Below are 17,951 nucleotides of genomic sequence, written 5' to 3' on the forward strand. Positions count from 1 at the left end.
GCTTTCAGACCTTCTCGACTTCGGGACGGCCGAGAATGCCCGAGGGCATGAAGACGAGGACGATCGCCAGGATGCAGAAGGCGGCGACGTCCTTGTAGTCGATGGTGAAATAGGCCGACCACATCACCTCGATCAGCCCGATCAGGAGCCCGCCGATGACGGCGCCGGGCAGCGAGCCGATGCCGCCGAGAACGGCCGCCGTGAAGGCCTTCACGCCGGGGATGAAGCCGTCATTGAAGCTCACCACGCCGTAGAGCACGAGGTACATCACGCCGGCGACGGCTGCGAGCGCAGCGCCCATGACGAAGGTGATCGAGATCGTGCGGTCGACGTCGATGCCGAGGAGCGCGGCCATCTTGCGGTCCTGCTCGCAGGCGCGCTGGGCCCGGCCGAGCGGCGTCTTCTGGACGATGTACCAGAACGCCGCAAGCAGCACGGCGGTCGTCACGATGATGACGATCTGCTTGTAGGAGATCTGGACGGTGTAGGTCGCGCTGTCGATCAGCGTGATCGACTTGTTCAGCATCGGCGGCGTCGATTTGTTACGCGGGCCCTGCACGACCTGGACGAAGTTCATCAGGAAGATCGACATGCCGATCGCCGAGATCAGCGGGGCGAGGCGGAAGGAGCCGCGCAGCGGCCGGTAGGCGACGCGCTCGATCGCCCAGTTCCACAGCGAGGTGAAGAACATCGCCAGCGCCAGCACCACGATCAGCGCGACCACGATCAGCGCGGCCCCGAACCAGGAGGCGATCAGCATGAAGAAGATCAGCGCGATGAAGGCCGACAGCATGAAGACGTCGCCATGAGCGAAGTTGACCATGCCGATGATGCCGAAGACCATCGTGTAGCCGATGGCGATGAGGCCGTAGATCGACCCCAGGGTCAGCCCATTGATGAGCTGCTGCAGGAAAACTTCCATTGACGACGCAGACCCCTTGAACCTGCTCCCATTCTGTCCGCCGGCATGACGCCGGCGCATGTGGGATGCGATCACAGTGCAGAGCTACCAATGCTCGACGGTTTCGACAATCGCGCCGGGCCATAAAACTGTCAAAAGCAATCTGGCGTATTCTGCCTGTGGAATGAGCAGCCGTCTCTGCGGCGCGGCGGCGATTTCGCGCAAGATGATTGTGTTTCGGGCAAGCGCAAAGGCGTCCATCGCTGCTTCCGTCTCTCCACAAGCCGGAACCCAACTGCGCCTCCGTCATTGCTGAGGCATCGCAGGGAGGCCGTATATGGACGATCGCGGCGTTCGCCACCGCCATCTCGATATCGATGGATGCAGGCTGTTCCTGCGGGAAGCCGGCCCGCCCGACGCGCCTGTTCTGGTCCTGCCGCATGGCTATCCCTGCTCATCCTTCCAGTTTCGCCGGCTCATGCCCGCCCTTTCCGATCGCTGGCGCACCCTGGCGTTCGACTGGCCGGGCTTCGGCTATAGCGAGACACCCGAGCCCGGCCGGTTCGACTACGATTTCGATGGCTATGCCGGCACGCTGGCGGCGGTGACGGAGGCGCTCGGACTGAACCGCTACGCGCTCTGGCTGCATGACTACGGATCGCAGATCGGGCTTCGCCATGCGATCGCCCATCCCGAGCGGATTGCCGCGCTGATCGTGCAGAACGGCGACATCTATGAAGATGAGCTTGGCCCGAAATATGCGGCGATCAAGGCGTGGTGGGCGGACAAGAGCGCGCAGAAGCATCACCCGCTCGAAGAGGCGGTGAGCGAGGACGGCTTCCGGCATGAATTCATCGGCGAGGTCTCGCCACGGGTGGCTGCCGCGGTGCCGCCGGATCTATGGGCTCTGCATTGGCCGCTCATGGACACGCCGGTCCGCCGCCAGATCGCGATCGGGCTCATGGAGAAGCTCGAAGACAACCTCGCCTGGTTCCCGCGCTACCAAGCCTATCTGCGCCAGCATCGCCCGGCGTCGCTGATCGTCTGGGGCCCGCAGGACGGCTACATGCCGGCGGGAGCCGCGCGAGCCTATCTGCGTGATCTGCCGGAGGCAGAACTGCACCTGCTGGAGGATGCTGGCCACTGGCTGCTCGAAACGCATTTCGATGCAGCCCTGCCGCTGGTGCGCGACTTTCTTGGACGCAGCCTCGGCTGAGCCGGCGCAAGCCGGACCGCCTTGTCGTCAGACCTTGTCGGCCACCAGGTCTGCTACGGTCGCAATTGATCCATTCCGGGCAGGCGGGCGATCTGTTCGGACAGGAAGTCGACCAGCAGCCGGACCCGGGCGATTCCGGCGCGTTCCGGAACGATCAGCATGCTCAGCGGGACGGGCGGCAAGGAGTAGTCCGGCAGGATCGCTTCGAGCTGTCCGGCCGCGATGAGATCGTCGACGAGCCAGCGATGGGCCGGTGCGATGCCGCGCCCGGCGATGAGAGCCTCGCGCGCGGCCAGTCCATGGTCGATCCGAAGGCGGCCCTGGAAGGGGAGCGTGTGGCGCTCGCCGCCGGGGCCGTGCAGCACGAGCGTGTCGCTCCCCGCCACGTTCGACATCCGGATGCCCTCATGGACGGAGAGTTCCTGGGGGGAAGCCGGTCGTCCCCGCTTGTCAAGATAATCCGGCGCCGCGACGAGCAGGCGCCGGCTCCATCCCAGCGCTCTCAGCTTCATCGAGCTGTCACCGAGCGGGCCCAGGCGCAGCGCGACATCGCTGCCCTCGCGAACAAGGTCGACGCGCTCGTCGGTGAGGCTGAGGTCGACCCCGATATCGGGGTAGCGGTCCTGGAAGCCGAAGATCAGACGGCTGACATGCAGCACGCCGAAGGCGGCCGTGCAGGAGATCCGGATCGTGCCGGCAGGGGCGTCGCGCGTGCCCCGCGCCTCGGCGCCGGACTGCTCGACGAGGCGAAGAATCTGGACGCAGTTGGCGTAGTAGCGGCTGCCTTCGTCCGTCATGGTGACGCGTCGCGTGGTCCTGCTGAGCAACGGCACGCCGACCGCCTCTTCGAGCTCCTGCAATTGCCGCGTGACCGTCGACTGCCCGACGCCGAGTTCCCGCGCCACCGCCGACAGGTTGCCGCGTTCGGCGACGCGGACGAAGCTGCGCATGCGCTCGAGCGTGATGTCCGATTTATCCATTATTCGGCAAAATCATATGCATTAGCGTTGTGTAGCGGATGTCTACCGCGTTGCCTAGCTTGGGGCGATTGTCCAACACGGGATCGCCCACCATGAAAATCCTGCTCGTCTTTGCACATCCCGAACCCCGCTCGCTCAACGGCGCATTGCGCGATGTCGCCATCCAGGAACTTGAGGCCCAAGGCCATGAGGTGCGGGTGTCGGATCTCTATGCCGAGCGCTGGAAATCCGAGGTCGACCGCGCCGACTTTCCTTCGCTCGCGCCGGACGCGCGCTTTGTGCCCGTCGCGGCCTCCAAGAAGGAGTTCGAGGCCAATGCGCTGACCGAAGACGTCAGAGCCGAGATCGAAAAACTCCTGTGGGCCGATGCCCTGATCCTCCAGTTCCCGCTCTGGTGGTTCGCCATGCCGGCTATTCTCAAGGGCTGGGTCGATCGTGTCTTCGCCTACGGCTTCGCTTATGGCGTCGGCGAGCACAGCGACAAGCGCTGGGGCGACCGCTATGGCGAAGGCACCCTGGCGGGCAAGCGGGCGATGCTGATCGTGACCGCCGGCGGCTGGGAAGAGCACTACGCCGCCCGCGGGGTCAACGGGCCGATCGACGACCTGCTGTTCCCGATCAATCACGGCATCCTCTATTATCCGGGCTACGACGTGCTTCCGTCCTTCGTCGCCTATCGAGTCGATCGCCTCGACGCCGCCGGCTTCGAGGCGACGGCCGAGCGCTTGCGCGAGAGGATGCGGACGCTCGCGACCACCCCGCCCATCCCCTACCGGCAGCAGAATGGCGGCGACTATCTGATCCCCAGCATGCAGCTTCGCCCGGGGCTGAACGATCCCGGTGCTGTTGGCTTCATGCTGCATCTCGATGGAACGGAAGCGAGCGCGGCGCGCGAGACGAGGTGACGCGACCTGCCCCCGTTCCGGCTATCGCTTGCAGCGCCCTCCGGACGAAAGGGTGGCTATGGCCTGTCCGTCACCAGGAAGCCGTGGGCGAGGGGATCGCGGTCGTCGATGAAGATCGTGTTGTAGCCGGTCATCCGGGCCCAGCCCTCGATCGAGGGGATGATCGCCTCGAAGGGGCCGACCTGGGCTGTGGCCTCGACGCGGCCGCGGAACATTGTGCCGATGATGCTCTCATGGACGAAGTCGTCGCCGACGCTGAGCTTCCCTTGCGCGGCCCATTGCGCCATCCGCGAGGAGGTGCCGGTGCCGCAGGGCGAGCGGTCGATCGCCTTGTCGCCATAGAAGACGGCATTGCGGGCATGGGCCTCGGGCTTGGTCGGCGCGCCGGTCCAGAGGATGTGGCTCAAGCCATTGATCGCCGGGTTTTCGGGGTGGATGAACTGGTATTTCGCGTTCAGCGCGGCACGCAGCTTCGGACTCCAGCGCTGGATGTCGGATGGCTGGATGTTGGCGATGTCGGAGAAGTTCTGCTGGGGATCGACGATCGCATAGAAATTGCCGCCATAGGCGACGTCGACGGTGATCTCGCCGAGTTCCTCGATCTCGGCGGTCAGGCTGGTCGCGTGGAGATAGGAGGCGATGTTGGTGATGCGGACATTGTCGACATAGTCGCCATTGCGGGTGTAGCGCGCGGTGACCAGGCCGGCCGGCGTGTCGATCCTGAGCACGCCTTCCTCGCGCGGGGTGACGAGGCCGCGCTCCAGCGCCATCGTCACCGTGCCGATGGTGCCGTGGCCGCACATCGGCAGGCAGCCCGAGGTCTCGATGAAGAGGAAGGCGATGTCGGCGTCGTCGCGCGTCGGCGGGTAGAGGATCGAGCCCGACATGACGTCATGGCCGCGCGGCTCGAACATCAGGCCGGTGCGGATCCAGTCATATTCCGCCAGGAAATGCGCGCGCTTCTCGACCATGTTGGCGCCCTTGAGCGGCGGCGCGCCGCCCGCGACCATGCGGACCGGATTGCCGCAGGTGTGTCCATCGACGCAGAAGAAGGTATGAGTGCTCATGGGTTTGGCTCGGTCGGTTCTCTGATTGAATCAAAAGCGGCGCGGGCTGAACGGCGTCAGGTCGATCGCCGGAGCGCGGCCCGCGACGAGCGCCGCGACGAGATCGGCGGTCGCGGTCGATTGCGTCATGCCGTAATGGCCATGGCCGAAGGCGTAGACGACATGCGGGTTGCGGCTGGCGCCGCCGATGACCGGCAGCGAGTCGGGTAAAGAGGGGCGAAAACCCATCCAGAGCGTGCCGGTCTCAAAAGCCGGCAGTCCCTCCACGAACTGGCTCGCCTTGTCGTAGAGAATTTTCGTGCGGGCATGGTTGGGGGGCGCTTCCAGCCCACCGAACTCGACGGCGCCGCCAAGGCGCAGGCCGCTTTCCAGCGGCGTCATGACGAAGCCATGGCCCTCGAAGCCGACCGGTCGCGTCGTCAGCCCGGTCACGCCGGGGAAGCTGACATTGTAGCCGCGCTCGGTGTCGAGCGGCACCTTGTCGCCGAGCGCCACGGCCAGCGGCTTCGACCAGGCGCCGGCTGCGACCACCGCACGATCGACGACACGCTGGAAGCCGTCGCGACCGATCAGGGCAGGGCGCTCGCCCGTCGAGATGTTGGTGATCTCGGCCTTCTCGAAGGTCGCGCCGCGGGTCAGGGCCGCTTCGAACAAGGCAAGCGTGAGCTGGAGCGGGTCGCTGATATGGGCGGTGTCGGGGTGGAAGGCGGCGCCGACGAACTTGTCCTTGAGCGCCGGCTCGAACTGGCGCAGTTCGGCCGGGCCGATCATCTCGACCTTGATGCCAAACTGCGCCTGCCGCTTGGCGATCTCGCGGGCTTCTTCGAAGGCGCCGGCCTCGGTAAAGGCGTAGAGCCCGCCCTTGCAGTGGATATGGTGCTCCAGCCCGGCGCTTTTCGCCCTTGCAAGCCATGCCGGCAGGGCGCGCTGCTGCAGCGTGCCGATGCCCTGAATCGAGCGCTCATAGGCTTCGGGCCGCGCCGCCAGCACGAAGCGCAGCAGCCAGGGCAGGAGCTTCGGGAAATAAGCCGGGCGGATCGCCAGCGGGCCGAGCGGATCGAGCAGAAACTTCGGGACCTGCCGGAGGATTTTTGGGCTGGCGATCGGCAGGATGTCGGTATGGGCGATCCAGCCGGCATTGCCGCGCGAAGGGCCGAAGCCTGGACCCTCCTTGTCGAGGATCAGGACCTCGTGGCCCTCGTCGAGCAGCGCATGGGCGATGGCCGAGCCGACGATGCCCGCTCCGACCACGGCGACCTTCATAATGACAATTCCTTGAGGGCCAGTTCTTTCAGCGCCCCCGGCTGCTTGACCTCGATCTCGACGAAGGCGATCGGGTGCTCCGAGCCGTTCATGACGTCGTGCTCGATGCCGGCGGGACGCATATAGGCTTGGCCCTGCGCGAGCGGCACGTCGGTCGTCTTCGTGCCGTCATGGATGCGCAGCGTGCCCTCGACCAGCATCACGACGAAATAGGGCCAGCCATGGCTGTGCCAGCCGGTGACGGCGCCGGGTTCGAAATCCCAGCGGGTGATGCGGATCGCGTCATCGTCCTGCTGGACGGTTGGAATGGCGGGAACCGAACAGGTGAAGGCCATCGCGGTCTCCGGTCAGACGAGGGCGCATGCCGGGCGCCGGACAGCGCCTTGCGCAGTTATCAAGTTCTGCATCAGCGTCACCGGCGCGTCGAGCCTTGCGCGAGCCGTCGAGCCATCCGGCACGGTCATGGCGGAATGCTCCTTGCGCATCAGCCCGTTTCGCTTGCAGATTGCAGATGTAGCGTCCCAGCGCGATATGCAGGATTGATATATCAATGCCTTTCGATGCGTCAATCCAGGTTCGCAGGCGGGGAGGGAGCGCATGAACCTGCGGCCGGCCGCTGATCTCGGTCCCTATGACGACAGCACCCTGCCGTCTCAGCCCCAGGGGGCTCCGAGCCTGACCGAGATCGCCTATCGCAGGCTCGAGGAGGCGATCGTGACGCTGTCGCTGCGGCCGGGCGCGGTTTTGACCGAAGCGCAGATGATCGAGATGGTTGGTGTCGGGCGCACCCCGGTGCGCGAGGCGCTGATCCGCCTGGCGCAGCAGGGGCTGGTCGAAGTTCTGCCGCGCAAGGGCGTGGCGGTGGCCGGGATCAACGCCATCGACATCATGGCGGCGCTCGATGCGCGCGAGGTTCTGGAGCGCCTGATCGCCTCGGATGCCGCCAAAAGGGCCAGTCCGCGCGAGCGTATCGCCATCGTTGAGAAAGCCCGTGCGATGCGCGCTGCCGCCGTGGATGGCGACGCCAACGCCTATATGCGGCTCGACAAGGAGCTCGATGCGGCCGTCGCGGCCGCGGCGCGCAGCCCTTATGCGACCCGGGCCGTCGAGCCGCTGCAGGCCCTGATCCGGCGCGCCTGGTATCATTTCGAGCGGCAGGACGACCTGCTGCCCGCCGCGGGCCACCATGTTGCCTTCGCGCAGGCCCTGGCGACGGCCGATCCGACTGCTGCGATGGTGGCGAGCGACGCTCTGATGCTGCATCTGCGCAACGGGCTGCTGGCGACACTGGATCGCGAGTGAGAAAGGCGCCGGCATTGTCGCCTCGATTGATATATTTTACCGGCCCTTCGGTTACAGAACGCGTCCCTGCCTGGCTTGCCGGCGATTCTGGCTTTTCGGGGCAGAAACCTCTACATGACCGGCAACCCCGCCCTTGCTGGCCAGCCGGACTGCGATGACAAAACCCCTTCGACCCGTGCGGGGGCCTGCGCCCGATGCACCGCTGTTTCGCGACGCGATGGCGCGGGTGGCGAGCGCCGTGCACGTCGTCACCACGATCGGCCCGGAGGGGCGTGTCGGGCTGACTGCGACGGCCGTTGCCTCGGTCTCGGATTCGCCGCCGACGGTCCTGGTCTGCATCGCGCGTCCCAGCCGCACGCTGGCGGTGATCGAGGCGAGCGGCGTCTTCTGCATCAACACGTTGCCGGGCGACGGCGCGGACCTGGCCGAGATATTCGCCAGCCGTCGCGGGATCGACGGGGAGGCGCGCTTCACGGAGGGCGATTGGGGCACGCTCACGACGGGCGCGCCCGCACTGCGGGAGGCGGTCGCCGCCTTCGACTGCCGGCTGACGGCGGTCCACGACATCGCCAGCCATCGTATCCTGATCGGCGAGGTCGTTGGTCTTGGTGGCGCAGGGCGGGAGCCGGCCGAGACGACCAGCCTGATCTATCGGAAGCGACGCTTCGAGTCGGTGTAGCGGGGGAGGCTCAGCCCTGCGCGGCTTCCGCCTCCATCTCGGCGAAGACGCTGGCTGCCTCTTTGAAGGCGTGGTTCGAGGCCGGGACGCCGGCATAGATCGCCGTCTGCAGCAGCACCTCCTTGATGTCGTCGCGGCTGAGGCCGTTGTTGATGGCGCCGCGGACATGGATGCGGAACTCGCCCCAGGCGCCGAGCGAAGCCGCGATCGCCAGCACGATGATCGAGCGCTCGCGGCGGATCAGGCCCGGCCGGTTCCAGATGTCGTTCCAGGCCGTGCGGGTAATGAACTCCTGCCACTCGCTGTTGAACTCGGTGATGCCGGCGCTGGCCTTGTCGACGTAAGCCGGGCCAAGAACGGCGCGGCGGGTCTTCATGCCCTCCTCGTAGCGGGTCTTGTCGTCCATGGGGTCTCCTCAGGCGGTCAGCAAGTCGGCGGTCAGGAAGTCGAGCACGGCCCTGGTGAAGGCCTCCGGCTGCTCGAGATTGGAGAGATGGGCGGCGTCGAGCTCGACCGTGCGCGATCCCGGAATGGCCTCGGCGATCAGGTGTCCGGCCGCCGGAGGCGTCGCCGGATCGACCTTGCCGATGATCACCAGCACCGGATTGACGATGCTGCGGATCGGCTCGCGCTGGTCCATGTCGCGGATCGCCGCGCAGCAGGTGGCGTAGCCGACCGCCGGCGTCGTGGTCAGCATCTCGCTGACCGTCGCCACGGTCGCAGGGTCGCTCTGGCGGAAAGCGGGGCTGAACCAGCGCTCCAGCGTGGCCTGGACGATGATGGCCATGCCCTTGCTGCGCACCATCCTGATCCGGCCGTTCCAGAGATCGGGCGGGCCCATGCGGGCGGCGGTGTTGGCGAGCACGAGCCGGCCCATGCGCTGGCGGGCATGGGTCGCGAGCCATTGCCCGACCATGCCGCCTTTGGAGACGCCGCACCAATGCGCCTTCTCGATGCCGAAATGGTCGAGGATGGCGAGCGCATCCTGGCCGAGTGCGGCGATCGAGACCGCACGGTCGGTCGCGACGGAAAGCCCGTGTCCGCGCGAATCGTAGCGCAGGACGCGGAAGTGCTTCGACCATTCCGCGATCTGCGGCTCCCACATGCCGAGATTGGTGCCGAGCGAGTTCGACAGCATCAGCACGGGGGCGTCGGCCGGCCCGTCGAAGCGGATGTTGAAGGGCTCGCCCGCAATGGTCTCGATCGGCATCGGCGTCGTCTCCGTCGTCCTGTCTGTCGCGCTTGCTGCGCGGTGATCTTATTGCGCGGTGATCTTGCCGTCCGCCGACAGCAGAAGCCAGCGGCCGGCAAGAGCGGCCTGTTCTGAAGCCGGCAGACGCAAGGCAGGCGGCGTCGGCCAGCCCATCTCGCGCGCCACCACCAGCCCGAGCAGCAGGATGGCGTCGGGCGCGTCCATCAGCAGCGCGGCGGGCGCCTTGCCGGCATGGACCAGTTCGAGCAGCACGGCGGACGCCGATGACGAGCCGATCGTGCCCGGCAGGGCCAGCACGGTGCCGGCGATGTCTTCGCCAAGCTGCGGATGGCGCGCGTCGATGATGGTGCCGGAGCGCGGATCGACCCCGCCCCAGAAGCTGATTGGCGCCATCAGCGCGAGGCAGCGGCCGGAAACCTCGACACCAGGAATCAGGATTTCCGCGTTCACGACCATGCCTGTCGCTCCCTGACGAGGCGGCCGGCGACGGCACTCTCGACACATTCGCCAAGCGAGCCATAGGTCACGGCATAACCGGTCGTTCCCGGCGCGTAATGGGCGAATTTACCGGAATTGGTCATCAGCACCGCGCCCACGATCTCAGGCAGGATCGGCGTGACGACGACGCAGGTGTCGATGACGAAGATCACCCCGGCCTGTTCCAGCGCGGCGCGGCGGCCCTGCGCCTCCAGCGGGCGCAGCACATGGCGGCCGGTATTGGCGTAGAGCGGCGCCGTCAGTCTGCGGCCGGCGAGGCGGCGTTCGACCTCGTCGATCTCGGCGAGCGAGAGATGCGGCGAGCCGATGGCGACGGCGTCGATGCGGTCGGTCTCTCCGGCGGTGGAAAGGCCCGACAACGCCTGCTGCACGAATTGGGGTGTCAGCGTCAGGGTCTCGCGGGGCGGCACGCCGCCGAGCACGGTGGCGGCGTCGGGCGCCTCGGGCGTCACGCCGGCGACATGAAACAGGCCGACGCCGCCGGCCGAGGCAGAAGCCGCGCCCAGCGCCTTGAGCCGGTCTTCCGTCGTGCAACCCTGCAGGCCTTCGATCACGGCGACGGCCGTGCCGGCCGCGCGGCCGAGGATCGTGCCCAGCACGGGGTAGAACACGTCCGAGGCGCGCAGCGCCCGGCTCAACCCGCTCGCATCGATCAGCAGCGTTGCGACGCGGTTCTCCGGACGATGAAGCCCGTAATCGGGCGCGATGCCGGCGATGGCGCAGGCGATGTCGAGGAAATCGCCATAGCGGTTGGTGCGGGCGCCGAGCACTGAATTGCAGAAGACGACGGCATTGGATTCGCCCCAGGCGACATCCGTCCCCTGCGCCGGCCGGTGCCCGGCCTGATAGGGCGCGCAGGTCCAGGAGGGCTCGCAGCCCATTGTCTCATAGGCACGCATCATCCGGGCCGCCATGTCGCGCTGATGCGGCGGCAGGCGGATCGCCGCGCAGCCGGCGGGCGAGAGCGAGCCGACGTTGAGCGTCGCGCGCACGCCGACGCGGGCCCCGCCCTCGACCAGCTTCTCGGCGAAAAGCGTGCCGGAATCGCCGTGATAGAGCGCGCCGTCGATATGGGCGGAGGCGACGGGAATCAGCCGCGGCGCGCCCATCAACCGGGCGGCCTGGGCGACGATGCGCATCGCCATGGCGGCGCCGTCCTGGCCGGCGGCGACGACCTGCTGTTCGGCTGTGAGGTCAACCACCGATCACCCCTGCGCAGGCGTCGAGGCGCGCGGCGTCGAAGGCGCCTCGCAGCGGGCGAGCACCCGGTCGATGATCGCGTCCGACGCGCCGCGATAGCTCGTCGGATCGAAAAGATCGGCAAGTGCGGCCGCGTCGATATGGTCGGTCACGGCCGGCATGCTGGCCAGGATCTCGCGCAGATGGCGTCCCTCGGCGATGGAGGCGCGGCTCGCCTCCTCGAGCAGGTGATGAGCCTTCGACTTGCCCAGTGCGGAAGCCAGGGCGATCGAGACGCGCTCCGACATGACCAGCCCTTGCGTGATCTCGATATTGGCGCGCATGCGCTCGGGAAAGACCTGCAAGCCTTCGATTAGGGTGACCATCTGTGCCAGCGCCGAGCCGGTGATGCGGAAGAGTTCGGGCAGCGTCGGCCATTCGGCGTGCCAACCACCGAGCGCGCGTTCGTGCTCGTGGGGCATCGCGGCGAGCATGGTGGCGACCAGGCCCGGCGCACGCTGCGCAGCCGCGAGGATCAGGGTACACACCACCGGGTTGCGTTTGTGCGGCATCGCCGAGGAGCCACCCTTGCCGGGCGCCTCGGGCTCGGCGAGTTCGCCGATCTCGGTCTGGGCCATGAGCGAGACGTCGCGTGCGATCTTGCCGAGATTGCCGGTGAGGATGCCGAGTTCCGCCGCCAGCCGGGCGTTGCGATGGCGCTGCGTGTGCCAGGGGATCAGGGAGGATGGTGCGCCCAGCGTCACGTCTACGAACTGCGCCTGGACACGCCCGGCATCATCACCCAGCGCGGCCAGCGTGCCGGCGGCTCCGGCAAACTGGACGACCGGCGTCTCCAGACTATCGTTCAGGATATGCCGGCTCTCCAGCAACGGGTCGAGCCAGAGCGCGGTCTTGACCCCGAAGCTGATCGGGACCGCCTGCTGAAGGAAGGTCCGGCCGATCATGGGTGTCGCGCGATGCGTCTCGATCAGCGGACGCATGGCATCAACCAGCCGGTTGAGCCTGATATCGATGAGCTTCAGCCCGCGGCCGATGACATGGACAAAGCCGGAATCGATGACGTCCTGGCTGGTCGCACCGTAATGCACCCATTTGGCATGTTCGGGGGATGCTGCGGCCACGCGGGCGGTCAGCGCCTTCACGAGCGGGATCGCGGGGTTGCCGGCCAGCGTCGCGGCCCGGCCGAGCTCGGCGATATCGTAGAGGTCGGGGTCGCATTGTCGGGTGACGGCAATCGCCGTACCCTCCGGCGCGACACCCTCGGCGTCCAGCGCGCTTGCGAGCATCGCCTCGAAACCGAGCATTCCGTGCAACAGCGCCCTATCGCTCATCGCCGAAGCCATTTCGGAATCGACGAAGAGCTCGCCGAACAGGCCGGGTGCGTTGGGGATCATCGGTGGCGTTGCGTCATGCGGCGGCTGCGGTCGGTCGTCACGCTTCGTCCTCTTGTGCCGATGGGCGCTTTCCGCTCATGGATAGGCGCGACAGCCTTGGATAGACCCGGGGCGGGGCCGGCTGCAACAGGAGCCGGAACTTTGCGGCACGGACCTGAGGGAGTAGCGCCATGGCGATGACGATGAATGGCGAGGTGACGCTGCCTGCCGGCATAGATACGGTCTGGGCCGCGCTCAACGATCCCGAGGTCCTGAAGGCCTGCATTCCCGGCTGCGAGCAGCTCAGCAAGGATGACGACACGCATTTCTCGGCGGTGGTGAAGGTCAAGCTCGGGCCGGTCAAGGCGAGCTTCAAGGGCAAGGTCGAGCTGGTCGATCTTGATCCGCCCAATGGCTACCGCATCCAGGGCGAGGGCGAGGGCGGCATCGCCGGCTTCGCCAAGGGCGGTGCGAAGGTCGCGCTGAGCGATGCCGGCGATGGCCAGACGCTGCTGCGCTACGATGTCGAGGCTCAGGTCGGCGGCAAGCTGATGCAGCTCGGCTCGCGGCTGATCGATTCGGTCTCGAAGAAGCTCGCCGACGAGTTCTTCGCCAATTTCGCCAAAGCGGTCGGCGAAGGCTGAGTCGCGCGCTCGGTCTTCGACTGGTCAGCGAAGGCTGAGCCGGTTGTCGCGATCAGCGCGAGGCCCGGCGGAGCGCGTTGAGAGCCGTGCTGACGGCCGCTTCCGCCGCGCCCACCTGCATGGCGATCCCGGTCGCGGCCGCATTGGCGCGGTCGATCGTCCGCGCGGTTTCCGCGAGGCTCCGGTTGACCTCGCTTGCGGCCGTGATGGCCTCCTCCGAGCTGGCGGCGACCTCGGCGGCATCATGCGCGATGGCGGAGGTGACCTGGCCCTGCTGCGACACGGCGTCCGAGATCGCCTGCGAGTTCAGCCGCATCTCGCCGATGGTCGAGCCGATGGCCGCTGCATGTCCGCCGCAGGCCTCCGCGCTTCCGGCGAGCTCCGCAATGTGGCGGGCGATGTCCTGCGTCGCGCTGGCCGTCTGGGTCGCGAGCGACTTGACCTCGGACGCGACGACCGCGAAGCCGCGGCCGGCTTCGCCGGCGCGGGCGGCCTCGATCGTTGCGTTGAGCGCGAGCAGGTTCGTCTGCGCCGCGATGTCCGCGATCATGCCGACCACGGCACCGATGCTGTCGGAGACCTGACGCAGGCGGGTGGTGGCGAGATTCATCTCGTCGGCGTCGCCCACCGCGCGGTTGGCGATCGAGAGGCTCTGTTGGGCCCGTTGTCCGATCTCGGCGATGCTGGCCGACATCTCCTCGGTGGCGGCAGCGGTCTGCGCCGAGCGCTCGCGCACCAGCAGCGATGTCTGTTCGAGCGATGCGACCTTGAGCGTGATGAAGGCCGTGGCACGGCGCGTATCCTCGCCCGACTGCCCGAACTGTGTGACCGCCTCTGCGATCGAAGCATCGATCACGCCGATCTTCGCCTTCAGCGCGGCGGCGGCCTCGTCGAGGATTCCGGCCCGGCGCTGCGCGTCGTCGGCACTGATTTCGTGGCCGATCGCCACGGCCGTGTTGGTATCGAAGGTCAGGATCCGTTCGATCAGGAACAGGTCCTTGTCCAGTTCCCTCGGGCGCAGGAAGTGACCGAAACGGCGCTTCCGGCTGAGACGGTTGATCAATGCCATGGCAATCGAGACGCGCGGGCGCGGGCCGAGCCCGGCCTGCAGTTCGAGATGGCACAGCGCTTCGGCCGAAGCGGCGTAAGCCTCTCCGAAATCCCCGGCGAACACGCAGCGGAAATGGCTCTTTTCAGCGGCATAGAGTTCTGCCGCGACAGGCTCGATCTGTTCCTGCAGGGCGGGATTGATGACCATCGCGCGGGCGAAATCGCTCTCCACGATCGCGTCGATCACGCGTGCGACCTCGGCGGCATAGAACGGCAGGCGCGACCGCTGGCGCTCGTCATAGCCGATCGATCGCAGACGGCGTTCCATCTGATCGCGGGTGGAGAGGGCGGGCCGATCGGCCATCGAGGCTGGAATCCTTGCTGGGAACAGCACGATGTCGCCTGCCGGTTAAAAATAGGAGAATGGCCCGGCGACCCTGCAACCGGGGGCCCTGCGGCGTCGGGATGAGAGATTTTGCCGAAATGGCGCGAAATCGTCGCCAAACACCACCCTCTCGCAATATGCCAGCGGCTTGACCGCGCAAAAACGCGGGTCCACATTCGGTTTAAAGCTGTTCCAAGGAGAAGCTGGCGCTCTGCCTGCGAGCAGCGCTCCCAGCGCGGCGCCAGATTATCTCACGCGCCGGGCGCGAGACCCGGATTTCAGGAGGAATTCCAATGGCTACCGTGTCCATGACGGTGAACGGCAAAGCCGTCACTGCGTCGATCGATCCGCGCACGCTGCTGGTGCAGTACCTGCGCGAGAATCTGCGCCTCACCGGCACGCATGTCGGCTGCGACACCAGCCAGTGCGGTGCCTGCGTCGTGCATATCGACGGCAAGGCGGCGAAGGCCTGCACGGTGCTGGCGGTCTCGCTCGAGGGTGCCTCGGTGATGACGATCGAAGGGTTGGCCATGAACGGGACCCTGCATCCGATGCAGGAGGCTTTCCGCGAGCATCACGGCCTGCAATGCGGCTTCTGCACGCCCGGCATGATCATGTCCGCCGTCGATATCGTGAACCGGCGCGGCCATGTGCTCGACGAGAAGACGATCCGGGAGGATCTCGACGGCAACATCTGCCGCTGCACGGGCTACCACAACATCGTGAAAGCCGTCGCCGCCGGTGCCGAGGCGATGGCCGGGCAGTCGATGGATCGGAAGGAGCCTCCGCGCCAGGCCGCCGAGTGAGACGCCGCAGCCCGCGCCATCCGCGCGGGCTTTGTCTTGGAATCATGACGTGCCCGTCAGAGGCGCGCTGAGGAGGAAAGCACCATGTCGGCCACCGGAATCGGCGCCTCAGTCCGCCGCAAGGAAGATCATCGCTTCATCACAGGCCAGGGCCGCTACACCGACGACATCAACCGGCCCGGCCAGGCCCATGCCTATTTCCTGCGTTCGCCGCATGCGCATGCCACGATCAAGTCGATCGACTTCAAGGCCGCAGCCGGCATGCCGGGCATTCTCGGTGTCTATACCGGCGACGATCTCGCAGCCGACAAGGTCGGCGGGCTGATCTGCGGCTGGATGATCCACAACAAGGACGGCTCGCCGATGCGGGCCGGAGCCCATCCGGCGCTGGCGCAGGGCAAGGTCCGCTATGTCGGCGACCATGTCTGCGTCATCGTCGCCGAGACGCTGGCGCAGGCGCGCGACGCGTCCGAGGCGATCGTGGTCGATTACGACGTGCTGACGGCGGTTGTCGATACGGCCAGTGCCGCCGGAGCCAAGACCGTGGTCCATGCCGAGGCGCCCGACAACACGGTCTTCAACTGGCATCTCGGCAACAAGGACGAGACCGAAGCCGCCTTCAAGGCGGCAAAGCACGTCACCAGGCTCGACATCGTCAACAACCGCCTCGTGCCGAACGCCATGGAGCCGCGCGCGGCCGTCGGCGACTATGATGACGGCGATGGCGTCTTCACGCTCTACACGACCAGCCAGAACCCGCATGTGGCGCGGCTCGTGCTTTCGGCCTTCATCGGCATCGCGCCGGAGAACAAGCTGCGGGTGGTCGCGCCCGATGTCGGCGGCGGCTTCGGCTCGAAGATCTTCATCTATGCCGAGGAGACGGTCTGCGTCTGGGCGGCGAAGAAGGTCGGGCGGCCGGTGAAGTGGAATTCCGACCGCACGGAGGCCTTCCTGTCGGACGCGCATGGCCGCGACCACGTCACCCATGCCGAGCTTGCGACCGACGCGGACGGCAAGATCACCGGTCTGAGGGTCAAGACGACGGCCAATCTCGGCGCCTATCTCTCGACCTTCTCCTCCTCGGTGCCGACCTATCTCTACGCGCCGCTGCTGTCGGGCTCCTATGACATCCCGGCGATCTATGCCGAGGTCGATGCGGTCTACACCAACACCGCACCGGTCGACGCCTATCGCGGGGCGGGACGGCCGGAGGCGACCTTCGTGGTCGAGCGGCTGATCGAGGTCGCCGCCCGCCAGCTCGGCCGGGATCCGGCGAAGTTCCGGATGCAGAACTACATCAAGAAGTTCCCGCACCAGACGCCGGTGATCATGATGTACGATGCCGGCAATTACGGCGCGGCGCTGAAGAAGGCGCTCGAGATCATCGACTACAAGGGCATCGGCAAGCGCAAGCGCGACTCCGCCCGCAACGGCAAGCTGCGCGGCATCGGCTTCTCCTCCTATATCGAGGCCTGCGGCATCGCCCCCTCGGCCGCCGTCGGTTCGCTTGGTGCCGGCGTCGGCCTATGGGAATCGGCCGAGGTCCGGGTCAATCCGGTCGGCACGGTCGAGGTTCTGACCGGCTCGCACAGCCATGGCCAGGGCCATGAGACGACCTTCGCCCAGCTCGTCTCCGACAAGCTCGGCATCCCCATCGAGAACGTCTCGATCATCCATGGCGACACCGACAAGGTGCAGATGGGCATGGGCACCTATGGCTCGCGCTCGGGCGCCGTCGGCATGTCGGCGATCTTCAAGGCGGTCGACAAGGTCATCGCCAAGGGCAAGAAGGTCGCGGCTTATGTGCTGGAGGCCGACGAGGCCGATATCGACTTCGCGGACGGGCATTTCAGCGTCAAAGGCACAGATCGGAAGCTCGATTTCGGGTCGTGTGCGCTGCAGGCCTATGTCGCCCACAAGTTCAACGGGCAGGATCTGGAGCCCGGCCTGAAGGAGGGGGCGTTCTACGACCCGACCAACTTCACCTTCCCGGCCGGCGTCCATATCTGCGAGGTCGAGATCGATCCTGCGACCGGCGTCACGAAGATCGAGCGCTGGGCGGCGGTGGATGATTTCGGCAACGTGATCAACCCGATGATCGTCGAGGGCCAGGTCCATGGCGGCATCGCCCAGGGCGTCGGCCAGGCGCTGCTCGAAGGCGCGAAGTACAACAGCGACGGGCAGCTCGTGACAGCGAGCTTCATGGATTACTGCATGCCGCGCGCCGACGACCTGCCATCCTTCGAGGTCGGCATGACCGTCACGGCCTGCCCCTCCAATCCGCTGGGTATCAAGGGCTGCGGCGAGGCCGGCGCCATCGCCGCGCCGCCCGCCGTCATCAACGCCATCACCGACGCGCTCGGCCATGAGGACATCGCCATGCCGGCGACGCCGCAGGCGGTTTGGCGCGCTGCGCAGAAGAGCATCACGAGAATGGCAGCCGAATAGACGATTCACGCGTCATGGCCG

Annotated in this window: 19 protein-coding genes; 7 read left to right on the forward strand and 12 right to left on the reverse strand. The window is 66.8% G+C overall.

The features are described from left to right. Window positions 1–4: 4 nt before the first annotated feature. Both AC1DYU_RS01490 and AC1DYU_RS01495 read right to left on the reverse strand, forming a co-directional pair. The gene (locus AC1DYU_RS01490) at window positions 5–922 is read right to left on the reverse strand and encodes a branched-chain amino acid ABC transporter permease (protein WP_476790108.1); all 918 of its coding nucleotides are present in this window, start codon (window positions 920–922) and stop codon (window positions 5–7) included. 84 nt (window positions 923–1,006) lie between these two features. Next, window positions 1,007–1,162, reverse strand: coding sequence for a hypothetical protein (locus AC1DYU_RS01495; RefSeq protein WP_476790109.1), 156 nt, complete (start codon window positions 1,160–1,162; stop codon window positions 1,007–1,009). Between the two features lie 76 nt (window positions 1,163–1,238). On the opposite strand from AC1DYU_RS01495, the gene AC1DYU_RS01500 reads away from it, so the two are divergent. Then, window positions 1,239–2,117, forward strand: a complete 879-nt coding sequence (locus tag AC1DYU_RS01500; RefSeq protein WP_476790110.1) for an alpha/beta fold hydrolase — start codon at window positions 1,239–1,241, stop codon at window positions 2,115–2,117. Window positions 2,118–2,170: 53 nt separating this feature from the next. On the opposite strand, the gene AC1DYU_RS01505 is transcribed toward AC1DYU_RS01500, so the two are convergent. Next, window positions 2,171–3,097, reverse strand: coding sequence for a LysR family transcriptional regulator (locus AC1DYU_RS01505; protein WP_158483096.1), 927 nt, complete (start codon window positions 3,095–3,097; stop codon window positions 2,171–2,173). Between the two features lie 92 nt (window positions 3,098–3,189). Here AC1DYU_RS01505 and AC1DYU_RS01510 point away from each other — a divergent pair, with 92 nt between their 5' ends. After that, window positions 3,190–4,002 carry an NAD(P)H-dependent oxidoreductase gene (locus AC1DYU_RS01510; RefSeq protein ID WP_476790111.1) on the forward strand — a complete coding sequence of 271 codons (813 nt, stop codon included), beginning with the start codon at window positions 3,190–3,192 and terminating at the stop codon, window positions 4,000–4,002. Between the two features lie 56 nt (window positions 4,003–4,058). Here the strand turns inward: AC1DYU_RS01510 and AC1DYU_RS01515 are convergent, their stop codons facing one another. The 3 genes from AC1DYU_RS01515 to AC1DYU_RS01525 are packed head-to-tail and all read right to left on the reverse strand — an operon-like array spanning window position 4,059 to window position 6,667. Further along, window positions 4,059–5,069: a 4-hydroxyproline epimerase gene (locus AC1DYU_RS01515; protein WP_476790112.1), complete on the reverse strand. Its 1,011-nt coding sequence runs from the start codon at window positions 5,067–5,069 to the stop codon at window positions 4,059–4,061. Window positions 5,070–5,099: 30 nt separating this feature from the next. Beyond that, a complete protein-coding gene (locus AC1DYU_RS01520) occupies window positions 5,100–6,332 on the reverse strand; it encodes an NAD(P)/FAD-dependent oxidoreductase (protein ID WP_476790113.1) in 1,233 nt (410 codons plus the stop codon). Next, entirely contained in the window at window positions 6,329–6,667 is a 339-nt protein-coding gene (locus AC1DYU_RS01525) for a cupin domain-containing protein (RefSeq protein WP_158483093.1), read from the reverse strand. Before AC1DYU_RS01525 ends, AC1DYU_RS01520 begins: the two co-directional genes overlap by 4 nt. Before the next feature lie 262 nt (window positions 6,668–6,929). Between AC1DYU_RS01525 and AC1DYU_RS01530 the strand changes: the two genes are divergently transcribed. Continuing rightward, window positions 6,930–7,634, forward strand: coding sequence for a GntR family transcriptional regulator (locus tag AC1DYU_RS01530; protein ID WP_476790114.1), 705 nt, complete (start codon window positions 6,930–6,932; stop codon window positions 7,632–7,634). A gap of 154 nt (window positions 7,635–7,788) precedes the next feature. Further along, window positions 7,789–8,313: a flavin reductase family protein gene (locus tag AC1DYU_RS01535; RefSeq protein WP_158483091.1), complete on the forward strand. Its 525-nt coding sequence runs from the start codon at window positions 7,789–7,791 to the stop codon at window positions 8,311–8,313. A gap of 10 nt (window positions 8,314–8,323) precedes the next feature. Here AC1DYU_RS01535 and pcaC read toward each other — a convergent pair whose 3' ends face one another. The 5 genes from pcaC to pcaB are packed head-to-tail and all read right to left on the reverse strand — an operon-like array spanning window position 8,324 to window position 12,618. Further along, window positions 8,324–8,719: a 4-carboxymuconolactone decarboxylase gene (gene pcaC / locus AC1DYU_RS01540; protein ID WP_476790115.1), complete on the reverse strand. Its 396-nt coding sequence runs from the start codon at window positions 8,717–8,719 to the stop codon at window positions 8,324–8,326. Window positions 8,720–8,728: 9 nt separating this feature from the next. Beyond that, on the reverse strand, window positions 8,729–9,523 hold the full coding sequence (gene pcaD, locus AC1DYU_RS01545) for a 3-oxoadipate enol-lactonase (RefSeq protein WP_476790116.1): 795 nt from the start codon (window positions 9,521–9,523) through the stop codon (window positions 8,729–8,731). Between the two features lie 48 nt (window positions 9,524–9,571). After that, entirely contained in the window at window positions 9,572–9,982 is a 411-nt protein-coding gene (locus AC1DYU_RS01550; RefSeq protein ID WP_476790117.1) for an aconitase X swivel domain-containing protein, read from the reverse strand. Continuing rightward, window positions 9,973–11,226: an aconitase X gene (locus AC1DYU_RS01555; RefSeq protein ID WP_476790118.1), complete on the reverse strand. Its 1,254-nt coding sequence runs from the start codon at window positions 11,224–11,226 to the stop codon at window positions 9,973–9,975. Before AC1DYU_RS01555 ends, AC1DYU_RS01550 begins: the two co-directional genes overlap by 10 nt. A 3-nt stretch (window positions 11,227–11,229) precedes the next feature. Beyond that, on the reverse strand, window positions 11,230–12,618 hold the full coding sequence (gene pcaB / locus AC1DYU_RS01560; RefSeq protein WP_476790119.1) for a 3-carboxy-cis,cis-muconate cycloisomerase: 1,389 nt from the start codon (window positions 12,616–12,618) through the stop codon (window positions 11,230–11,232). 170 nt (window positions 12,619–12,788) lie between these two features. Here pcaB and AC1DYU_RS01565 point away from each other — a divergent pair, with 170 nt between their 5' ends. Then, the gene (locus AC1DYU_RS01565; protein WP_158483085.1) at window positions 12,789–13,241 is read left to right on the forward strand and encodes an SRPBCC family protein; all 453 of its coding nucleotides are present in this window, start codon (window positions 12,789–12,791) and stop codon (window positions 13,239–13,241) included. A 52-nt stretch (window positions 13,242–13,293) separates the two neighbouring features. Here the strand turns inward: AC1DYU_RS01565 and AC1DYU_RS01570 are convergent, their stop codons facing one another. Next, complete coding sequence (locus tag AC1DYU_RS01570) at window positions 13,294–14,655, reverse strand: methyl-accepting chemotaxis protein (protein ID WP_476790120.1); 1,362 nt, start codon at window positions 14,653–14,655, stop codon at window positions 13,294–13,296. 314 nt (window positions 14,656–14,969) lie between these two features. On the opposite strand from AC1DYU_RS01570, the gene AC1DYU_RS01575 reads away from it, so the two are divergent. After that, window positions 14,970–15,482, forward strand: coding sequence for a (2Fe-2S)-binding protein (locus AC1DYU_RS01575; protein ID WP_476790121.1), 513 nt, complete (start codon window positions 14,970–14,972; stop codon window positions 15,480–15,482). A gap of 84 nt (window positions 15,483–15,566) precedes the next feature. Beyond that, entirely contained in the window at window positions 15,567–17,930 is a 2,364-nt protein-coding gene (locus AC1DYU_RS01580; RefSeq protein WP_158483082.1) for a xanthine dehydrogenase family protein molybdopterin-binding subunit, read from the forward strand. Window positions 17,931–17,951 lie beyond the last annotated feature (21 nt).

The organism is Allobosea sp. P2_B12 (assembly GCF_056404835.1).

Coding starts and splice junctions, on each gene's coding strand:
- AC1DYU_RS01490 (WP_476790108.1), bottom strand. CDS start 922: ATGGAAGTTTTCCTGCAGCAGCTCATCAATGGGCTGACCCTGGGGTCG.
- AC1DYU_RS01495 (WP_476790109.1), bottom strand. CDS start 1,162: ATGGACGCCTTTGCGCTTGCCCGAAACACAATCATCTTGCGCGAAATC.
- AC1DYU_RS01500 (WP_476790110.1), top strand. CDS start 1,239: ATGGACGATCGCGGCGTTCGCCACCGCCATCTCGATATCGATGGATGC.
- AC1DYU_RS01505 (WP_158483096.1), bottom strand. CDS start 3,097: ATGGATAAATCGGACATCACGCTCGAGCGCATGCGCAGCTTCGTCCGC.
- AC1DYU_RS01510 (WP_476790111.1), top strand. CDS start 3,190: ATGAAAATCCTGCTCGTCTTTGCACATCCCGAACCCCGCTCGCTCAAC.
- AC1DYU_RS01515 (WP_476790112.1), bottom strand. CDS start 5,069: ATGAGCACTCATACCTTCTTCTGCGTCGATGGACACACCTGCGGCAAT.
- AC1DYU_RS01520 (WP_476790113.1), bottom strand. CDS start 6,332: ATGAAGGTCGCCGTGGTCGGAGCGGGCATCGTCGGCTCGGCCATCGCC.
- AC1DYU_RS01525 (WP_158483093.1), bottom strand. CDS start 6,667: ATGGCCTTCACCTGTTCGGTTCCCGCCATTCCAACCGTCCAGCAGGAC.
- AC1DYU_RS01530 (WP_476790114.1), top strand. CDS start 6,930: ATGAACCTGCGGCCGGCCGCTGATCTCGGTCCCTATGACGACAGCACC.
- AC1DYU_RS01535 (WP_158483091.1), top strand. CDS start 7,789: ATGACAAAACCCCTTCGACCCGTGCGGGGGCCTGCGCCCGATGCACCG.
- pcaC (WP_476790115.1), bottom strand. CDS start 8,719: ATGGACGACAAGACCCGCTACGAGGAGGGCATGAAGACCCGCCGCGCC.
- pcaD (WP_476790116.1), bottom strand. CDS start 9,523: ATGCCGATCGAGACCATTGCGGGCGAGCCCTTCAACATCCGCTTCGAC.
- AC1DYU_RS01550 (WP_476790117.1), bottom strand. CDS start 9,982: ATGGTCGTGAACGCGGAAATCCTGATTCCTGGTGTCGAGGTTTCCGGC.
- pcaB (WP_476790119.1), bottom strand. CDS start 12,618: ATGATCCCCAACGCACCCGGCCTGTTCGGCGAGCTCTTCGTCGATTCC.
- AC1DYU_RS01565 (WP_158483085.1), top strand. CDS start 12,789: ATGGCGATGACGATGAATGGCGAGGTGACGCTGCCTGCCGGCATAGAT.
- AC1DYU_RS01570 (WP_476790120.1), bottom strand. CDS start 14,655: ATGGCCGATCGGCCCGCCCTCTCCACCCGCGATCAGATGGAACGCCGT.
- AC1DYU_RS01575 (WP_476790121.1), top strand. CDS start 14,970: ATGGCTACCGTGTCCATGACGGTGAACGGCAAAGCCGTCACTGCGTCG.
- AC1DYU_RS01580 (WP_158483082.1), top strand. CDS start 15,567: ATGTCGGCCACCGGAATCGGCGCCTCAGTCCGCCGCAAGGAAGATCAT.